The organism is Nocardia sp. NPDC056000 (assembly GCF_042269265.1).
Lineage (GTDB): Bacteria > Actinomycetota > Actinomycetes > Mycobacteriales > Mycobacteriaceae > Nocardia.
Genome location: NZ_JBHJXS010000010.1, coordinates 183,567 through 197,844, shown reverse-complemented (window position 1 = coordinate 197,844; position 14,278 = coordinate 183,567). Strand labels below are relative to the sequence as shown.

14 protein-coding genes are annotated in these 14,278 nt (G+C 66.5%); 10 read left to right on the top strand and 4 right to left on the bottom strand.

What is annotated here, in order from left to right; genetic code table 11:
- Nucleotides 1–67: 67 nt before the first annotated feature.
- Nucleotides 68–376: a hypothetical protein gene (locus ACFC4D_RS28405; RefSeq protein WP_375965378.1), complete on the bottom strand. Its 309-nt coding sequence runs from the start codon at nt 374–376 to the stop codon at nt 68–70.
- A 60-nt stretch (nt 377–436) separates the two neighbouring features.
- Here ACFC4D_RS28405 and ACFC4D_RS28400 point away from each other — a divergent pair, with 60 nt between their 5' ends.
- The 3 genes from ACFC4D_RS28400 (at nt 437) to ACFC4D_RS28390 (ending at nt 3,767) form a co-directional block, all read left to right on the top strand.
- Nucleotides 437–898 (top strand): phage tail protein, encoded by a 462-nt coding sequence (locus ACFC4D_RS28400; RefSeq protein ID WP_375965380.1) that lies wholly within the window; start codon nt 437–439, stop codon nt 896–898.
- A 147-nt stretch (nt 899–1,045) separates the two neighbouring features.
- Nucleotides 1,046–2,230, top strand: coding sequence for a family 2 encapsulin nanocompartment cargo protein terpene cyclase (locus ACFC4D_RS28395; RefSeq protein WP_376067981.1), 1,185 nt, complete (start codon nt 1,046–1,048; stop codon nt 2,228–2,230).
- Between the two features lie 76 nt (nt 2,231–2,306).
- Complete coding sequence (locus tag ACFC4D_RS28390; protein WP_376067979.1) at nt 2,307–3,767, top strand: hypothetical protein; 1,461 nt, start codon at nt 2,307–2,309, stop codon at nt 3,765–3,767.
- A 23-nt stretch (nt 3,768–3,790) separates the two neighbouring features.
- Here the strand turns inward: ACFC4D_RS28390 and ACFC4D_RS28385 are convergent, their stop codons facing one another.
- Complete coding sequence (locus tag ACFC4D_RS28385) at nt 3,791–4,219, bottom strand: ester cyclase (RefSeq protein WP_376067977.1); 429 nt, start codon at nt 4,217–4,219, stop codon at nt 3,791–3,793.
- Between the two features lie 86 nt (nt 4,220–4,305).
- On the opposite strand from ACFC4D_RS28385, the gene ACFC4D_RS28380 reads away from it, so the two are divergent.
- The 6 genes from ACFC4D_RS28380 (at nt 4,306) to ACFC4D_RS28355 (ending at nt 9,612) form a co-directional block, all read left to right on the top strand.
- Nucleotides 4,306–5,385 carry a LuxR C-terminal-related transcriptional regulator gene (locus tag ACFC4D_RS28380; RefSeq protein WP_375965387.1) on the top strand — a complete coding sequence of 360 codons (1,080 nt, stop codon included), beginning with the start codon at nt 4,306–4,308 and terminating at the stop codon, nt 5,383–5,385.
- Between the two features lie 72 nt (nt 5,386–5,457).
- Nucleotides 5,458–6,549, top strand: coding sequence for a hypothetical protein (locus ACFC4D_RS28375; RefSeq protein WP_376067975.1), 1,092 nt, complete (start codon nt 5,458–5,460; stop codon nt 6,547–6,549).
- A gap of 145 nt (nt 6,550–6,694) precedes the next feature.
- A complete protein-coding gene (locus ACFC4D_RS28370; protein WP_375965393.1) occupies nt 6,695–7,507 on the top strand; it encodes an SAM-dependent methyltransferase in 813 nt (270 codons plus the stop codon).
- 33 nt (nt 7,508–7,540) lie between these two features.
- Nucleotides 7,541–8,026, top strand: a complete 486-nt coding sequence (locus tag ACFC4D_RS28365) for a hypothetical protein (protein WP_375965395.1) — start codon at nt 7,541–7,543, stop codon at nt 8,024–8,026.
- Nucleotides 8,027–8,041: 15 nt separating this feature from the next.
- Nucleotides 8,042–8,779, top strand: coding sequence for an ABC transporter ATP-binding protein (locus ACFC4D_RS28360; RefSeq protein WP_376067974.1), 738 nt, complete (start codon nt 8,042–8,044; stop codon nt 8,777–8,779).
- Nucleotides 8,776–9,612: an ABC transporter permease gene (locus tag ACFC4D_RS28355; RefSeq protein ID WP_376067972.1), complete on the top strand. Its 837-nt coding sequence runs from the start codon at nt 8,776–8,778 to the stop codon at nt 9,610–9,612. Before ACFC4D_RS28360 ends, ACFC4D_RS28355 begins: the two co-directional genes overlap by 4 nt.
- Here ACFC4D_RS28355 and ACFC4D_RS28350 read toward each other — a convergent pair.
- Nucleotides 9,602–10,987, bottom strand: a complete 1,386-nt coding sequence (locus tag ACFC4D_RS28350) for a cytochrome P450 (RefSeq protein ID WP_376067970.1) — start codon at nt 10,985–10,987, stop codon at nt 9,602–9,604. The genes ACFC4D_RS28355 and ACFC4D_RS28350 overlap by 11 nt on opposite strands.
- Nucleotides 10,988–11,225: 238 nt before the next feature.
- Between ACFC4D_RS28350 and ACFC4D_RS28345 the strand changes: the two genes are divergently transcribed.
- Nucleotides 11,226–13,322 carry a thioredoxin domain-containing protein gene (locus tag ACFC4D_RS28345; protein WP_376067968.1) on the top strand — a complete coding sequence of 699 codons (2,097 nt, stop codon included), beginning with the start codon at nt 11,226–11,228 and terminating at the stop codon, nt 13,320–13,322.
- Nucleotides 13,323–13,451: 129 nt separating this feature from the next.
- Here the strand turns inward: ACFC4D_RS28345 and ACFC4D_RS28340 are convergent, their stop codons facing one another.
- Nucleotides 13,452–13,919: a hypothetical protein gene (locus ACFC4D_RS28340; protein ID WP_376067967.1), complete on the bottom strand. Its 468-nt coding sequence runs from the start codon at nt 13,917–13,919 to the stop codon at nt 13,452–13,454.
- Nucleotides 13,920–14,278: the final 359 nt, after the last annotated feature.

Here is a 14,278-nt window from a genome sequence, read left to right as displayed (position 1 = left end):
AAATGCTCGCACACCCTTCCCGTGCGGGGGAACGCGAGGAGCGCTGAGCGGGACGCACCCGCTTGCCTCAGCTCGCGGAACCGTACTGTTCCAGCACCTCCGGCGGCATGCTCAGCGCCGCCTCGATCATTCCGGCCGCATGCCAGAGCCCGATCCGATCCAACGCCTCGACCGATCGCACACAGATATCCCGATCCAGTTCGGCCATGCGGTTTCCGCAGCGATCGCGCTCGGCGATCTCCTCCGCATCGGTGGCCTCGCGCAGCCGTTCCACCACCTCCGCCAGCCGGGCGCGTTCCCGGGTGGGCTCGTACAGCGGGCGCAGCGCGGCAAGGATCTGCCGATCACTGACCTCGGGTACCTCATTCCAGCTCATATCTCTCCTATGCTGACGGTTCCGGATATGCACGGATATACACACGCTGAGGAGTTCTTCATGTCGTATGTCGTGAATTTCGACTCCGTGTCGACCGTCGGCCTGGAGTCCTCACCGGTCGCGGACGCACTCGCCGGTCTGCGCGCGAACGAGGCCCGGTACTTCAAGAACAAGTACAACCACGTCTTCACCGTGGAACCGGCGAGCCAGGCGCGGCCGACCGTCGACTGGGTGAGCGGGATCCTCGAGCAGGAACGCGGGATCGTCATCGCCGCACCGCCGTTGGAGGCTACGGAGTTCGAGGTGGAGGGCATTCGCATGGCGTACGTGTTCTACCAGGACGGCCTGTCGATCAATGTCATGTACACCCTCGCCGACGCCGGAAAACGCGCGGTCGGGTTCAAGCTCTCGGACGGTATGGAGATCCCCGCCGAACTCGACGCGTTCAAGTTCGCGCGCCAGAAGTCCAAGCTGGCGGGCACCATCCGCGGCTCCTACTTCGTCATCAAGAACGAGTACTGATCCCGGCGTGTCGCCGGGACCGGAATCGGTCAAACGGCTGCGCGGGCGGGTGCTGAGGTCCGATAGTCGATGCGGTCACTCTGTGTGTTGCCTGGACCTGACTGTGCGTTGCCTGGACCTGATGATCCCGCGTGGCAGGAGAGCATGATGACAAGTCTCGACAGCGGCCCGAGCGGGCTCGGCACCCAGCTCGCCAAGCGTTTCGCGGCGGTATCGGAATCCGCCTCGATTCCGGAGTCGAAACCCGTTGTCCCCGAGCTCGATACGGCGGACCACTGTGTACCCGGCGTACCCCGCCTAGGCGAGAGCGCGTTTCGGATTCCGTTGCGGCGGTTGACCGCCGATATCGAGCCCTATCAGCTGCTGGACTGGGGTGACGGGTCCGCGCCGCCGCTGTACTGTCCGCCCGCCGCCCGCATCGACGATCGCCTCGCCGACGAGGTGGACGATCGGCTGGCGCACTGGGCGGAATCGATCGGCTTCACCCCCGAGGAGATCGGGAAACTCCGCAAGACCGGCTACGGCCGCCTGGTCATGCTGGCGCACAGCGATTCCGACGATCCCGACCGTCTGCTGGTCGCCGCGCAGATGAACACCGCCTGGTGGATGGCCGACGACTACTATGCCGACGATTCGGCCCTCGGCGCGGATCCGGTCCGCCTGCCCCAGCGCCTCACCCTCGCCATGGCCGCCCTCGACCCGCTGCCCGACGCGGGTGAGTTCAGCGAACCGCTGAACGAGGAGCTGCACACCGACCGGGTGCTGCGCGCCTTCCGCTCGGCGATAGCGCACCTGCGCCGGCACGCCACCCCCGATCAGGTGCAACGCGCCTGCTACGCAACGTTTTCCATGTTCGTGTCCTGGACCGCGTACGCCGCCTGGCGGCACACCGGTGAGCCGCCCGCCGCCTGGGAGTACCTCGCCGCCCGCCAGCACGACACCTTCTACACCTCCATGACCCTGATCGATCCGGTGGTCGGCTACGAGGTCCCGTCCAACCTGTTCTATGACGATCGCGTCCGCCGCGCCGCCTTCCAGGCGGGCACGGCCTGCGTCCTGGTGAACGACCTCTTCTCGGTGAAAAAAGACGCCGCCGACGAGAACCCCGTCTCCAACATGGTGCTGCAGATCGCCGCCGACCGCGGCTGCTCGATCGCCGCCGCCACCGAAACGGTCGTGGACCTGCACAACACCATGGTCCGCGATTTCGAGGCCGGACACCGTGCCCTGCAATCGATCCCGTCCCCCGAACTGCAGAGCTTCCTGCACGGCGTCCGCAACTGGATGGGCGGCTCGTTCAAATGGCATAACACCAACCCGCGCTATCGGTAGCGGTCGCTGACCTCGGCGGGCGTTAGGACGACCGACGTTTCAGCCGATAGGCTCCGGGCTCGTGAGAGTTTTCTTCGTGGCTTGGATCGCATATGCCACGGCACTGCTGACCAGCAGTCGTGACCTTTTTACCCAGTCCGTGCACGAGGAGGGGGACGCGGGGACCGTCTCCATCCTGGTGCTCTCGGCAAAACATTTCGATCTGCTGGTGGGCAACTACTCCAGGGTCGGTTTTCATCATCCCGGTCCCTCATTCGTATACGTACAGGCCTTCGGCGAATGGCTTTTCTACGATCTGCTGCATTGGGTGCCGACACCCTGGAATGGGCAGGCGATCGCCATTCTGCTGCTCAATGCGGCGCTGGTGGCGCTGGCATTGAGCGTTATCCACAGCTGGTATCCGTCCTGGCCGCTCATCGCCGGGATCGGCGGTGCCAGTCTGCTGTTCGTCACGGTGTACCGCGATCTGCTCAGCGGACTCTGGATGCCGTACGTGTATTTCGCGCCGTTCCTGCTGTTGCTGGTGGCGGTCACCTCGGTGGTGGCCGGGCGCACCGACCACCTGTGGGTGCTGGCGCTCGCGGGCGGATTGCTCATTCACGGGCACGCGGAGTTCCTGTTCTTCGTGCCCCTGCTCGGCGGCGCGGCGCTCTATCTCATCTGGCGGCGCAAAGTCGAGGTCGCCAAGAAGGATTGGTGGTTGTTCGGCATAATCGCCGCGGCATTCGCCTCGACCATCGTGCTGGACGGAATCGTGCATTTCCCGGGCGAACTCGCGAAATACGCCATCTACGGCGGTGGGCACGGAATACACGCGCCGTGGACGGCGGCCTGGTACACGGTGCAGTTCTGGGGGCCGAACCGCATCCTCGGCATCGTCATCCTGCTCGTGCTCTTCGCGCTCGTGGCGAAGTTCGCTCGCGGTGAGGAATTCCTGCGGAGCGGTCTCCGGGTCAGCGCGGCGGCACTGCTGCTGATGGCCATCTACGCGATGATCGGCATCGATCAGATCAATGAGCCGTACATCGGCTACTTCTCCTACGCCATACCGCTTTTCATGTTCGCGCTACTGCTGATCGAGCTCACCCGCCGGATCGCGGAACTCGAATTCACCGGCGCGGCCGCATTGCGCTACGCCGGTGTCGCCCTGCTGGTCATCGGGCTCGTGGTCAGCGGTCTGACCCACTCCCTGGCCAATCGCCGCCCCGGCACGGTCGGCCTCGATACCACGTTGGACGCGATGACCGAGGTCGCCGGAACCCGGCCGATCGTGCTGGAGCGCAAGCCCCACGAGGCGTGGGGCGACGTGGTCTTCCTCGTGCTCGCCGGGGCCCGCAGCGGCACCCGGGTCTGCGCCGACGACGCCAAACGCATGGAACTGCTCGTCACCGCCGAATATGTCTGCACCCCAACCGAATTGGCCACCGGTGCGCATTTCGTGGTGACCCGAGAGGAGTCGGGCCCACCCGCCGGCTGGGTCGTCGGCATACTCGGCCGAACGGACACCAGCCTGAGCTGGGTATCCACGTTGGGCTGACGGGTGCGCGTGGTCCCGGCGGATCAGCCGGGAATGAGGCCCAGTTGGCGCAGCAGGGCGATATCGTCGAGGCGGCCCCAGCGTTCGGCGATTCTGTCACCGTCCACTCGGAATATTTGAATTCCGGTGAGCACCAGGGTGTTTCCGGTGGGGGCGACGCCCATCAGTTCACCCTGATGGGTGCCTTGGGCGGTGAAGCGTTCGACCACCAGATCGCCCTCGGCGATGAGCTGGTCGATATCGCTGTGCCAGTCGGGCAGGGCGGCGCGGAACATCGCGGCGGCGATGCGCAGGCCCTCGGCTCCCGCGGGAGCGCCGGGGAAGGGGTCGTCGTGATTGACGAAGTCGGGGGTGAGGTAGCGGTCGACGGCATCGAGGTTGCCCTTGGTGAACAGTTCCTGGATGAACGTGTCGACGAGTTGCTTGTTCCGGGTGGTGTCGTTGTTTGTCATGGATCGATCGTCGAACCGATCGGGGCGGGCCACCATCCCAGGTAGTTGGGGGTTCCGAAGTCGAACCGGCCGAGGATACTGGGTATGTGCCGAGGACAGCCGATACGGCGCGGGCCGTGCGGGATCTGATCCGTCATTGTCATGACGGATCGGATGTGCCCGGCGTGCACGCGCAGTTCCTGCGTTCGGTGCGCAAGCTCATGCCGGTGGACGCGGCGTTCTTCGCCACCGCCGATCCCGAGACCCTGCTGTTCACCGGGGCGTTCGCCGACGAACCGCTGGGCGCGGTGACACCGCTGTTCATGGACAATGAATTCGGTGGTTCGGATGTGAACAGGTTTGCGGCACTTGCTGTTTCGCCCGATCACGTGGCATCCCTGGATACCGCGACGCACTCCGATCGTTTCGCCAGCGGACGGTATCGCGAGATCATGCGACCGCTGGGCCTCGGCGACGAACTGCGCGCGGCACTGGTGGTCGGCGCACAGTGCTGGGGCTACCTGTGCCTGCATCGCGAAGACCATCCGCTCGGCTTCACCGACACCGAGGCCGCGCTGATCGCGAGCATCGCCCCGCACCTCGCGCACGCCCTGCGCCAGGCCGTACTGCTGCACGGCTCCCCGTCCACCGGCGGCATCGGCGAACCCGGCGTCGTACTGCTCGCCGAAGACCTCGGCGTCGTGGCCGTCACCCCCGAAGCCGCACATCTGCTGTCCCTGGTCGACGAAACCCGCTCGATCCACCTCCCACTTCCATTGGCCGTCTACACCGTGGCCATGGCGGTGCGCGCGATCGAACAGGGCACCGCGCCATCGCGAACCCTGCCCACCAGCCGAGTTCGCACCGTCGACGGACACTGGCTCACCCTGCACGCCTCCCGCCTGCAGGGCCCGCCCAGCGAACAACGCATCAGCGTCGTGGTCAAAACCGCCGAGCCCACCGCCACCATCCCGCTCATGCTCTCGGCTCACGGTCTCAGCCCGCGCGAAGCCGAAGTCGCCCGCCTGGTGCTGCGCGGCACCTCCACCCAACTCATCTCCGACACCCTGCACATCTCCCCGCATACCGTGCAGGACCACCTCAAATCCGTCTTCGACAAGGTCGGCGTCCGCAGTCGTCGCGACCTCATCGGCCGCCTGATGCAACCGCCCGGTACGGCGGGGTGACAGCGGCGGGAGGCTCGAATCTTCTTTGCCGACACCCATGTTCGGAGACGGCCGATATGCGAGACTGGCGCTGTGCAGCGCGAGCGTCGGGTTCACTTCGTGGGCAGTCTGCCCGCACAGTTGGATAGTCCGGAGCAGGCGATGGCGTTCGCCGTCGACACCGCCGGTGACTTTCTCGACGGCATGGTTCCCGGCTGTGAAGCGGATCCGTATCGCGCCCAGTGGTACGTCAGGCCCATCATCGACCGGTTCGGCGAGATCCCCGCGCTGGCTCCGGTGCGCAGCGGTGATTGGTCGACGCTGCGCTCGCGCGACACCTTCCGGCTGCGGACGGGCCGATCGATGGCCGAGGCCGATATCGACGCCGCGCTCGGCTATGCGCGGGAAGCCGGACGGGCCGCGGACGCACTGGCAGAGCTGCGCCGAACCGATCCCGGACTCCGCTTGCAGGTGGGCATCCCGACCCCGTTCGTCATCGGTTTCATCGCCTTCGAGGCGCGAATGCTGCTGTTGCGCAAGGGGTTGCCCTATTACCGCCCGATTCTCGACGCCACGGTCAGGGAGATCGTCCGCGTCCAGGAGGCGATGCGGGGCAATGTCGTATTCCAGCTCGAGCTGGCGGCCGAGACCCTGCTGTGCGCGGGGACGCCCGCACCGCTCCGGCAGGGCCTGGCCAACGCGGCCGGTCGCGCGATCGCGCGCCTGGTCGCACGGGCCCCGCACGATGCCCATTTCGGAGTGCACCTGTGCTACGGCAGCCTCGACGACAAACCGGCCGTGCGACCGAGATCGGCGGCGGCGGTCGTGACACTGGCCAACGCCATAGCGCGGCACTGGCCCGCGGGCAGACATCTCGATTTCGTCCACCTGCCCATCGGCGACGGTAAACAGGCGCCGGTCCGGCCGCGGTACTACGCCCCATTGACGCGCCTCGAATTACCTTCCACCACAACGGTTATCGCCGGACTCGCGCATGCGGGGCAACCGCTCGCGCAGGCCCGGCAGGCATTGGCGACAGCGGAGTCGGCCTACGGCGGCCGGTTGGATGTCGCGGCCCCGTGCGGTCTGGGCCGTTACGCGACCGTCGACCGGGCGCGGTCCGCGGTGGCGCATGCGGTCGCATTGGCGCAAACGGATCCGGCCCCGGTTCGCGCCGACGGTTGAGGTACGTACCGGTCGATCTGTTGGACGGTCGGATCGTGTTGTGCCGGAGCGTGGTACGCCGACGGCTCGTTCGGTGCGCATCCCGGCGTCGGCAGATCTCCGGAGTGGCCTACACCCGGGGTGGTGGTCGGCTACGGTTACATCTGTGGCCGAAGGTACCGAGAGGCCTGCGTCGGAGCTCAGGCGGAAACCGGATTCGCTCGACCCCAATGAGCTGAGCTCCGCCCGGGTGTATGACTACTTGCTGGGCGGAAAGGACAACTACGAGACCGACCGCAAGTTGGCCGGTCGGATGCTCGCTGAAGTGCCCGAACTCGGGGCTTTGGTGTTGTTCACCCGAGGTTTCCTGATCAAAGCGGTCCAGCTGGCCGCCGAGGCGGGCATTCGTCAGTTCCTCGATCTCGGCTCGGGGATTCCGATCTCGCCCAGCGTGCACGAGGCGGCTCGGGAGATCCAGCCGACGGCGCAGGTGGTGTACGTCGACTACGACCCGGTCGTGGTCACCCACTGCGACGCACTGCTCGCCGGACCTCCCGGAACCACCGCGTTGCTCGGCGATATTCGTTGTCCCGGTGACATTCTCGATGAGATCACCGAGCGCGGTCTGCTCGACTTCGATGAGCCGGTGGCCCTGCTGTTCTCCGGTGTGCTGCATTACGTGATGGACGACGAGCGCCCCGCCGCGGTCGTCGCCGCCTTTCGTGATCGGGTGGCATCGGGTAGTTATCTGGCGATCAGTCACGGTTCCAGCGATTCGTCCCCGGAGATACTCCAGGTGCTCACCGGCACCGCCAACACCTCGGCCCAGGTCACCTTCCGGTCCACGGCCGAGACGGAGTCGTACCTGGCCGGCTTCGAATTGTTCGAACCCGGTGTGGTGCCGGTACAGCAGTGGCTCCGCCCCGACCTGCCGGAGACACGGATGGTCATACTCGGCGCCATCGGCCGCAAACCCTGAGGAAGCCACCAAGCCGATCAAAAGGATGAAGAGATGAAGTCCTTGAATATTGTCGCCGGTGCCGTGGCGTCGATCATGACGGTCGCCGCCGTCACGACCGGCGCCTCGATTGTCAGTGCCCCCGTCGCCTCCGCCGCACCCGGTGCGTTCCTGCTCACCAAAGACGTTCCCACCCTTGATGATCTCCACGATCAGGTCGTATTCCTGATCGAGACGCCCGGCGTCTCCGATGAGGCCAAGGCGGCCAATATGGAAGGCGGTATGGGCGCGGTCGCGGTCGCCGACGCCCTCTTCAACACCGGCATGTTCCGGGCTCCGTACGGATCCAATGAGATCAGCGGTCCGGAAACCCACGACGGCAATGTGCATACGGCGATGCTGCGCACCAGGTCGGTGGGACGCCCGGATATCACCGCGCGGGTGGTCTGGAAGCGTATCGACGGGGTGTGGAAGCTCTCCAACAGCTCCGTGTGCGAGGGCATCAAGGCCGTGGGCCTGTCGATGTCCTGCGACTTCTGACCGGCTGCGAGCACCGTGATCGATATTCGTGACCTCACCCTGGGCTATCCGGGCGTGACCGTCCTCGAAGTCCCCGAACTGAGCGTGGCGGACGGGGCGATCACCTACCTGATCGGTCTCAACGGCACCGGCAAGACCACACTGCTGCGGTCCATCTGCGGCCTGATCGCGCCCGCCGCCGGGACCATCCGCGTCGATGACACCGTGGTCCGAGCTCATCGGACCACGCCCGCGACGCTCGGAATGCACCTGGACTACCGGGCTTTCGACCCGCGCCACACCGCGCGCAGGCATCTGCGCTGGATCGCTCGTGCCCGCGGCATACCGGTCGGCCGGGTCGGCGAGGTGCTCGAGATCGTCGATCTGGTCGGCGTCGCCGACCGCCGGCTCGGGCACTATTCGCTCGGCATGCTGCAACGGGTCGGCATCGCCGCCGCATTGCTCGGTGCGCCCCGGACCCTGCTGCTCGACGAACCATTGAACGGTCTCGATATCGCGGGCATCCGCTGGATCCGTGAACTGCTGCGCGACCTCGCCGATGCCGGGACCTGCGTCCTGGTTGCCTCACACCTGCTCGACGAGGTCGAGCGCAATGCCGATCACATCGTCATCCTCGGCAATCGGGGTGTGCTGGCCGACCGGCCTTTCGCCCACCTCATGAGCACACTGGAGCCCGGCGAGACCGGCCTCGAAGACGCCTACGTGCGCATCGCCGGGGTACCCGGCCGCCTCGCGTCGGGCGCGGCCTCATGAGCAGCCCCGGTGCGGCCACCCTCGTCTACCGCGGCGTCGCCGCCGAATGGACCCGCACCACCGGCCGCGGATTCCTGTGGACCGTCGCCGTCCCGCTCACCTTCGTGCTGCCGCTGGCCGTGACGTTCGGAATCGCCGCTGTCGCAGAACGACTCGCGACGCTGCCCGGACAGCGGTTCGTGGCTCCGGTCTCCACCGTCAACTCCGTGTACTGGGTGATGACCTTTTCCGTATCGGTCATGATGGTCACCGCCGCCTATGCTCACGGCACCCAAAGACGTGGCAGGACAGGCGATCTCGGCACCTTTTTGTTCCCCCGGCTGTGGACGGTCGCATTGGCCCGGTGGATCTACTACGGCGCGATCGCGGCGATATCCACCCTCGTGCTGCTCGTCGTCGTGATGGTCACGCTGCCCCATCAGTTCCCCGAACTCTATGGGGCCGTTGACATTACCGATTCGGCCGGTATCCGGTTCCTCTGGACGGTCCCGGTCTACGCGTTCGCCGCGTGCGGGGTGGGCATCGCGGTGGGGTCGCTGATTCGCGCTCCGTCCGCGGCCGTCGCCGTGCTGCTGTTCTGGGTGTATGTGGCCGAGAGCGCGATGAATCTGCTGCCCCACGGATTCACCGTGCAGGCCTACGCCCCATTCCTCAACGCCGTCGCCGCGACCGGTCAGCAGGTCGCGTTCCAGCCCCGCTTCGGACGCAATGGATCGCTGCTCTACTTCATCCTCGTCGCGGTCACCCTCTTCATCGCGGCGGTCGTGCTGCCCATCCTGATTCGCCGCGTATCCGGCCTTCGCGGGACGACGGTCACCCGAATCAAGCAGTAGCCGAGGGGACCGGGCGAATCTCGAGCGGAAGTCTTCCCATGCCGGGGATCGGACCCATGGCGCGCGGCAGCTTCCCGGTTTCCACCGGCCCGAACTCCCACCGCGACAGCAGACTCTGCAGGGTCGTCTGTAAGACCACCCAGGCGAAATTTCTGCCGACACACATCTGATTGCCCATGCTGAATGGAACGAAGCTCCGGCATTTCGGTCCGGATCTCGACGGCGACCACCGGTCCGGATCGAAGGTGTGCGGTTCGGGGAAGATATGCGGATCGCGGTGAATGGCGGCGATGCTGTAGCCGATATCGGTCCCGGCGGGAAACTCGAAACCATCGAGCTCGACCATGGTGACACTGCGCCTGGTCTGCAGCAGTGGCGAATGGATGCGGGTGACTTCGTTCAGGAAGCAGTTCAGGTATTCGAGCTGATCGAGTTTTCGAGGGTCGAGGTCGCCCGCGTCGAGGATCTCGTTCCGCAATCTCGACGCCACCTCGGGGCGCCGGGACAATTCGTACAGCGACCAGGTCAGCGTGGCGGTCAAGGCGTCGATACCGCCGAAGAGCACCGTCACGGCCTGCTCCGCCAGGAGCTTGTCACTGCGGTGCGCGCCATCCGGCGCATACAGCAGGATGTCGAGCAGGTCATTGCGGCGCTCACCGCCGGTCCGGCGCGCGACGAGCAGGTCCCGGCAGTAGTCCCGCAGCCGTGTTCCGGCCGAGAGGAATTTGCGGTTCACCGGCAGTGGCAGGCTCGCCAGTCGCTTCGGCAGCACACTGCCCACGATCGCGCCCGCGCCTATGTCCCCGATCAGACCCGAGATGAATCGCAGCTCCCCGGGCTCCGGTTCATGCGAGAACATGGAACCGAGCAGATCGGTGATCACCAAATCCAGTAGTGCGGAACGGATTTCGACGATCTGTCCCGACTGCCACGAACTCGCCAGTGCGTCCGCGTTGCGCTGCACGGTCGGCGTGTGGCCCTCCAGCTCCGGTCGATGGAACGCCGGTTGCACCAGACGGCGAAGATCCCTGTGCTGCTGACCATCCGCGACAATCAGTGATTCCTCGAAGATGAGGCGGATGCGTTCGAAGAGGAGCCCGCGCTCATAGGCGTCGGAGTTCTCCACCAGCACCCGGTGCAGCAGTTCGAAATCGGTGATGACATAGACGACCCGGCTGCCGATATCGACCCGCGCTATTTTCCCGGCCGCGGCCAGATCCACCATGAACTGGACCGGATCCCGCCACAGTCGCCAACCGTGCCCGAGCACCGGCACCCGTCCGGGTCCGCGCGGGACGTCACGAAGATCCGTCGCGCGTCGTAGGTTCCGGCGGGGTCGGCTCGTGCCGAATAGCGCGTTCTTCGCCGTCTGCACAGGGACTCCTGCGGGAGTAGGTGACAACAACCGAGCTCGATCACCGAGGCATGTCGTCCAGCTACCTACTACGGTAGTCGCGATCACGAACCGACCGCCGCCTTTTGCCGAAACGCCAACCACCCGAGCGCTATTCATTCCGAGGGCCACAGCCGATGTCTCGGCCGCTGCGGGCGCACTACGCTTCATATCGACCGAGCGTGTTGTCTGCGAGTTCGACCGAGGAAGGTTGACGGGTGTGAATCGATTGGCTGGAGCGACCTCGCCCTACCTGCGCCAACACGCCGGCAATCCGGTGGACTGGCGGGAATGGGACGCCGATGCGCTCGCGGAGGCCGCCGCCCGTGATGTGCCCATCCTGCTCTCCATCGGCTACGCCAGCTGCCATTGGTGTCATGTCATGGCGCACGAGTCGTTCGAGGACGCGGAGACCGCGGCGCTGATGAACGCGAATTTCGTGTGTATCAAGGTGGATCGGGAGGAGCGGCCCGATCTGGACGCGGTGTACATGAATGCCACCGTTGCCATGACCGGGCAGGGTGGGTGGCCGATGACGTGCTTCCTGACGCCGGAGGGGGAGCCGTTCTACTGCGGGACGTACTACCCGAAGACGCCGCGGCACGGGATGCCCTCGTTCACGCAGGTGCTGACCGCGCTCACCGAAACCTGGGTGAATCGGCGGGATGAGGTGGATCAGGCGGCGGCGCAGGTGGGGGAGGCATTGCGGCAGCAGGCCGCCGGATTGCCGGACAGCACGGTGCAGATCGGCCCGGAACTGCTCGATCACGCGGTCACGACCGTGTTGAAGGATGTGGATAACCAGCACGGGGGGTTCGGCGGCGCACCGAAGTTCCCGCCGTCGGCGCTGTTGGAGGGGCTGCTGCGGGACTATGAGCGGACCGGCAACGACGCTGTGCGGCAGGTGGTTTCGTTCACCGCCGAGGCCATGGCCCGGGGCGGGATCTATGACCAGTTGCGCGGGGGATTCGCGCGGTATTCGGTGGACGCGGCCTGGGTGGTGCCGCATTTCGAGAAGATGCTGTACGACAACGCGCAGCTGTTGCGGGTCTACTCGCATCTCGCGCGGCGGGCGCAGGACGGGCAGGACGCGCCCTGGCGGGATCCGCTGGCGGAGCCGGACGCGTCGGAACCGTTGGCGCTCAGGGTGACTCGCGAGACGGTGAACTTCCTGCTGGAGGATCTCGGTACCGAGCAGGGCGGGTTCGCTTCCGCGCTGGACGCGGATACGCATCTGGAGGAAGGGCAGCCGGGGGTCGAGGGTGCCACCTACGTGTGGACTCCGGCGGAGCTGAACGGGGTGCTCGGCGCGATCGACGGGGCTTGGGTCGCAGAGCTTTTCGGTGTCACCACGGCCGGGACATTCGAGCACGGGACTTCGGTGCTCACCCGGTACACCGATCCCGACGCCTCGGATTACGAACGCTTCGAACGCATTCGGGGCATATTGAGCGATGCCCGCGGTCGCCGCCCGCAGCCCGAACGCGATGACAAGGTGGTCACCGCCTGGAACGGCATGGCGATCACCGCGCTCGCGGAAGCCGGTGCGGCACATTTGAATCCGGTGTGGATCGCCGCCGCCGAACGGTGCGCGCGCTTCCTGCTCGATACGCACGTGCGGGACGGGCGACCCTGCCGGGCCTCACTCGGCGGTGTCGCCGGGGTCGCGCCCGGCGTGCTGGAGGATTACGCCTGGCTCGCACTGGGATTGCTCACACTGCACCAGACCAGCAGCGGTGATTGGCTGGAACAGGCGCATCGCGTACTCGATGCGGCCATTACGCACTTCGCCGATCCGGAAACGCCCGGCAGCTGGTTCGACACCGCCGATGACGCCGAAACCCTGGTGACCCGGCCGCGCGATCCGATCGACGGCGCAACCCCTTCCGGCACTTCGGTTCTCGCGGACGCACTGCTCACCGCCGCCGCGCTCAGCGCACCGGAGCAGGCTATCCGCTACCGCGAACTCGCCGACCAGACCCTGGCGCGCGGTGCGGTGCTGCTCGCCAAAGCCCCACGCTCGGCGGGACATTGGCTCGCGGTCGCCGAAGCCGCGCTGCGCGGTCCCATCCAGGTGGCCGTCTCGGCGGGTGACGCGGACCTGGACGGCTGGGCCGCCTGCCTGCTCACCGCCGCCCGCGTAGCGGCCCCCGGCGGCTCGGTCATCATTTCCGGAGAACAGGATTCGCAACCGCTGCTCGCCGATCGCCCGCCGGTCAACGACCTGTCCGCCGCCTACGTCTGCCGCGGCTCGGTCTGCGACCTCCCCGTCACCACGGTGGCGGAGGTGCGCGCCGCGCTCACGCCCCGAGCCTGAGGGCGGCGAACGCACTGCTCGCCGGCCATGGCGCACCGCACGACGAGTCTGTCCGGGAATCTTCGTGCGGCAGCCGACTACGCGTGGCGCATGTCGGATCTGGATCGGGAACCGTTGTGCGCTGGGCGATTACGCGTGGCGGCGGAGTTGAGTGCCCGCGCGCACCATGGCGGGCACCGCGACCAGCACCGCGACGATGTGCACGGCGCGGAGCACTCCGATCGCGATGTTTCCGGCGGTCCACTCGATCGCCACGTGTCCGGTGAACACCGCGCCGATCGGTTCGGCGACCAGTGACGCCAGCCCGACCGTGCCCAGTCCGATGATGAGAGCCATTCGCGCCCAAGCGACTCCGGCGACCATGCGGACGGCGGCGGTCAGCACGGCCAGGTAGATGGCGCTGCGAATGAGCAGCCCATAGACCAGTCCGCCCGCATTGGTATCCGGATCCGCGAGCGCGATGCCCGCGCGCAGCACCGTCTCACCGACCCCGGCCAGCAGCGCGATGACAATGGCCCGGAAGGCCAGCGAGAGCAGCGGGGCACGTACGGGTTCCGGAGCGGTGGGGAAGCGATGCGAAGCACTGACTTCGGTCATGCTCCCAGCGTGATCCTCCGCACCCCACCCGCGAATCCCCCACAGGTACCGACCCGAGTAGTCCCCGAGTAGTACGAAACCCTGGTCAGCTCATCCGGCACGCCCCTCGCGCATGGTGGTCTGCCGACCCATCCCGTCCATGGGTCGAGCTGGTCGGCCGGGGCCCATATTGTCCGCGGGTGACCATGGCCTCGATGCGATGCGATGCGATGCGATGCGATGCGATGCGATGCGGTGCGGTGCGGTGCGGTGCGGTGCGGTGGTGCGACCTAGGCCTTGCGGTGCGTGGGACCAGGTCTCGCCGATGTGCGACCTGTGGGGACGATCCGTAACCCCATATTCCATTGCCCCGCCATACG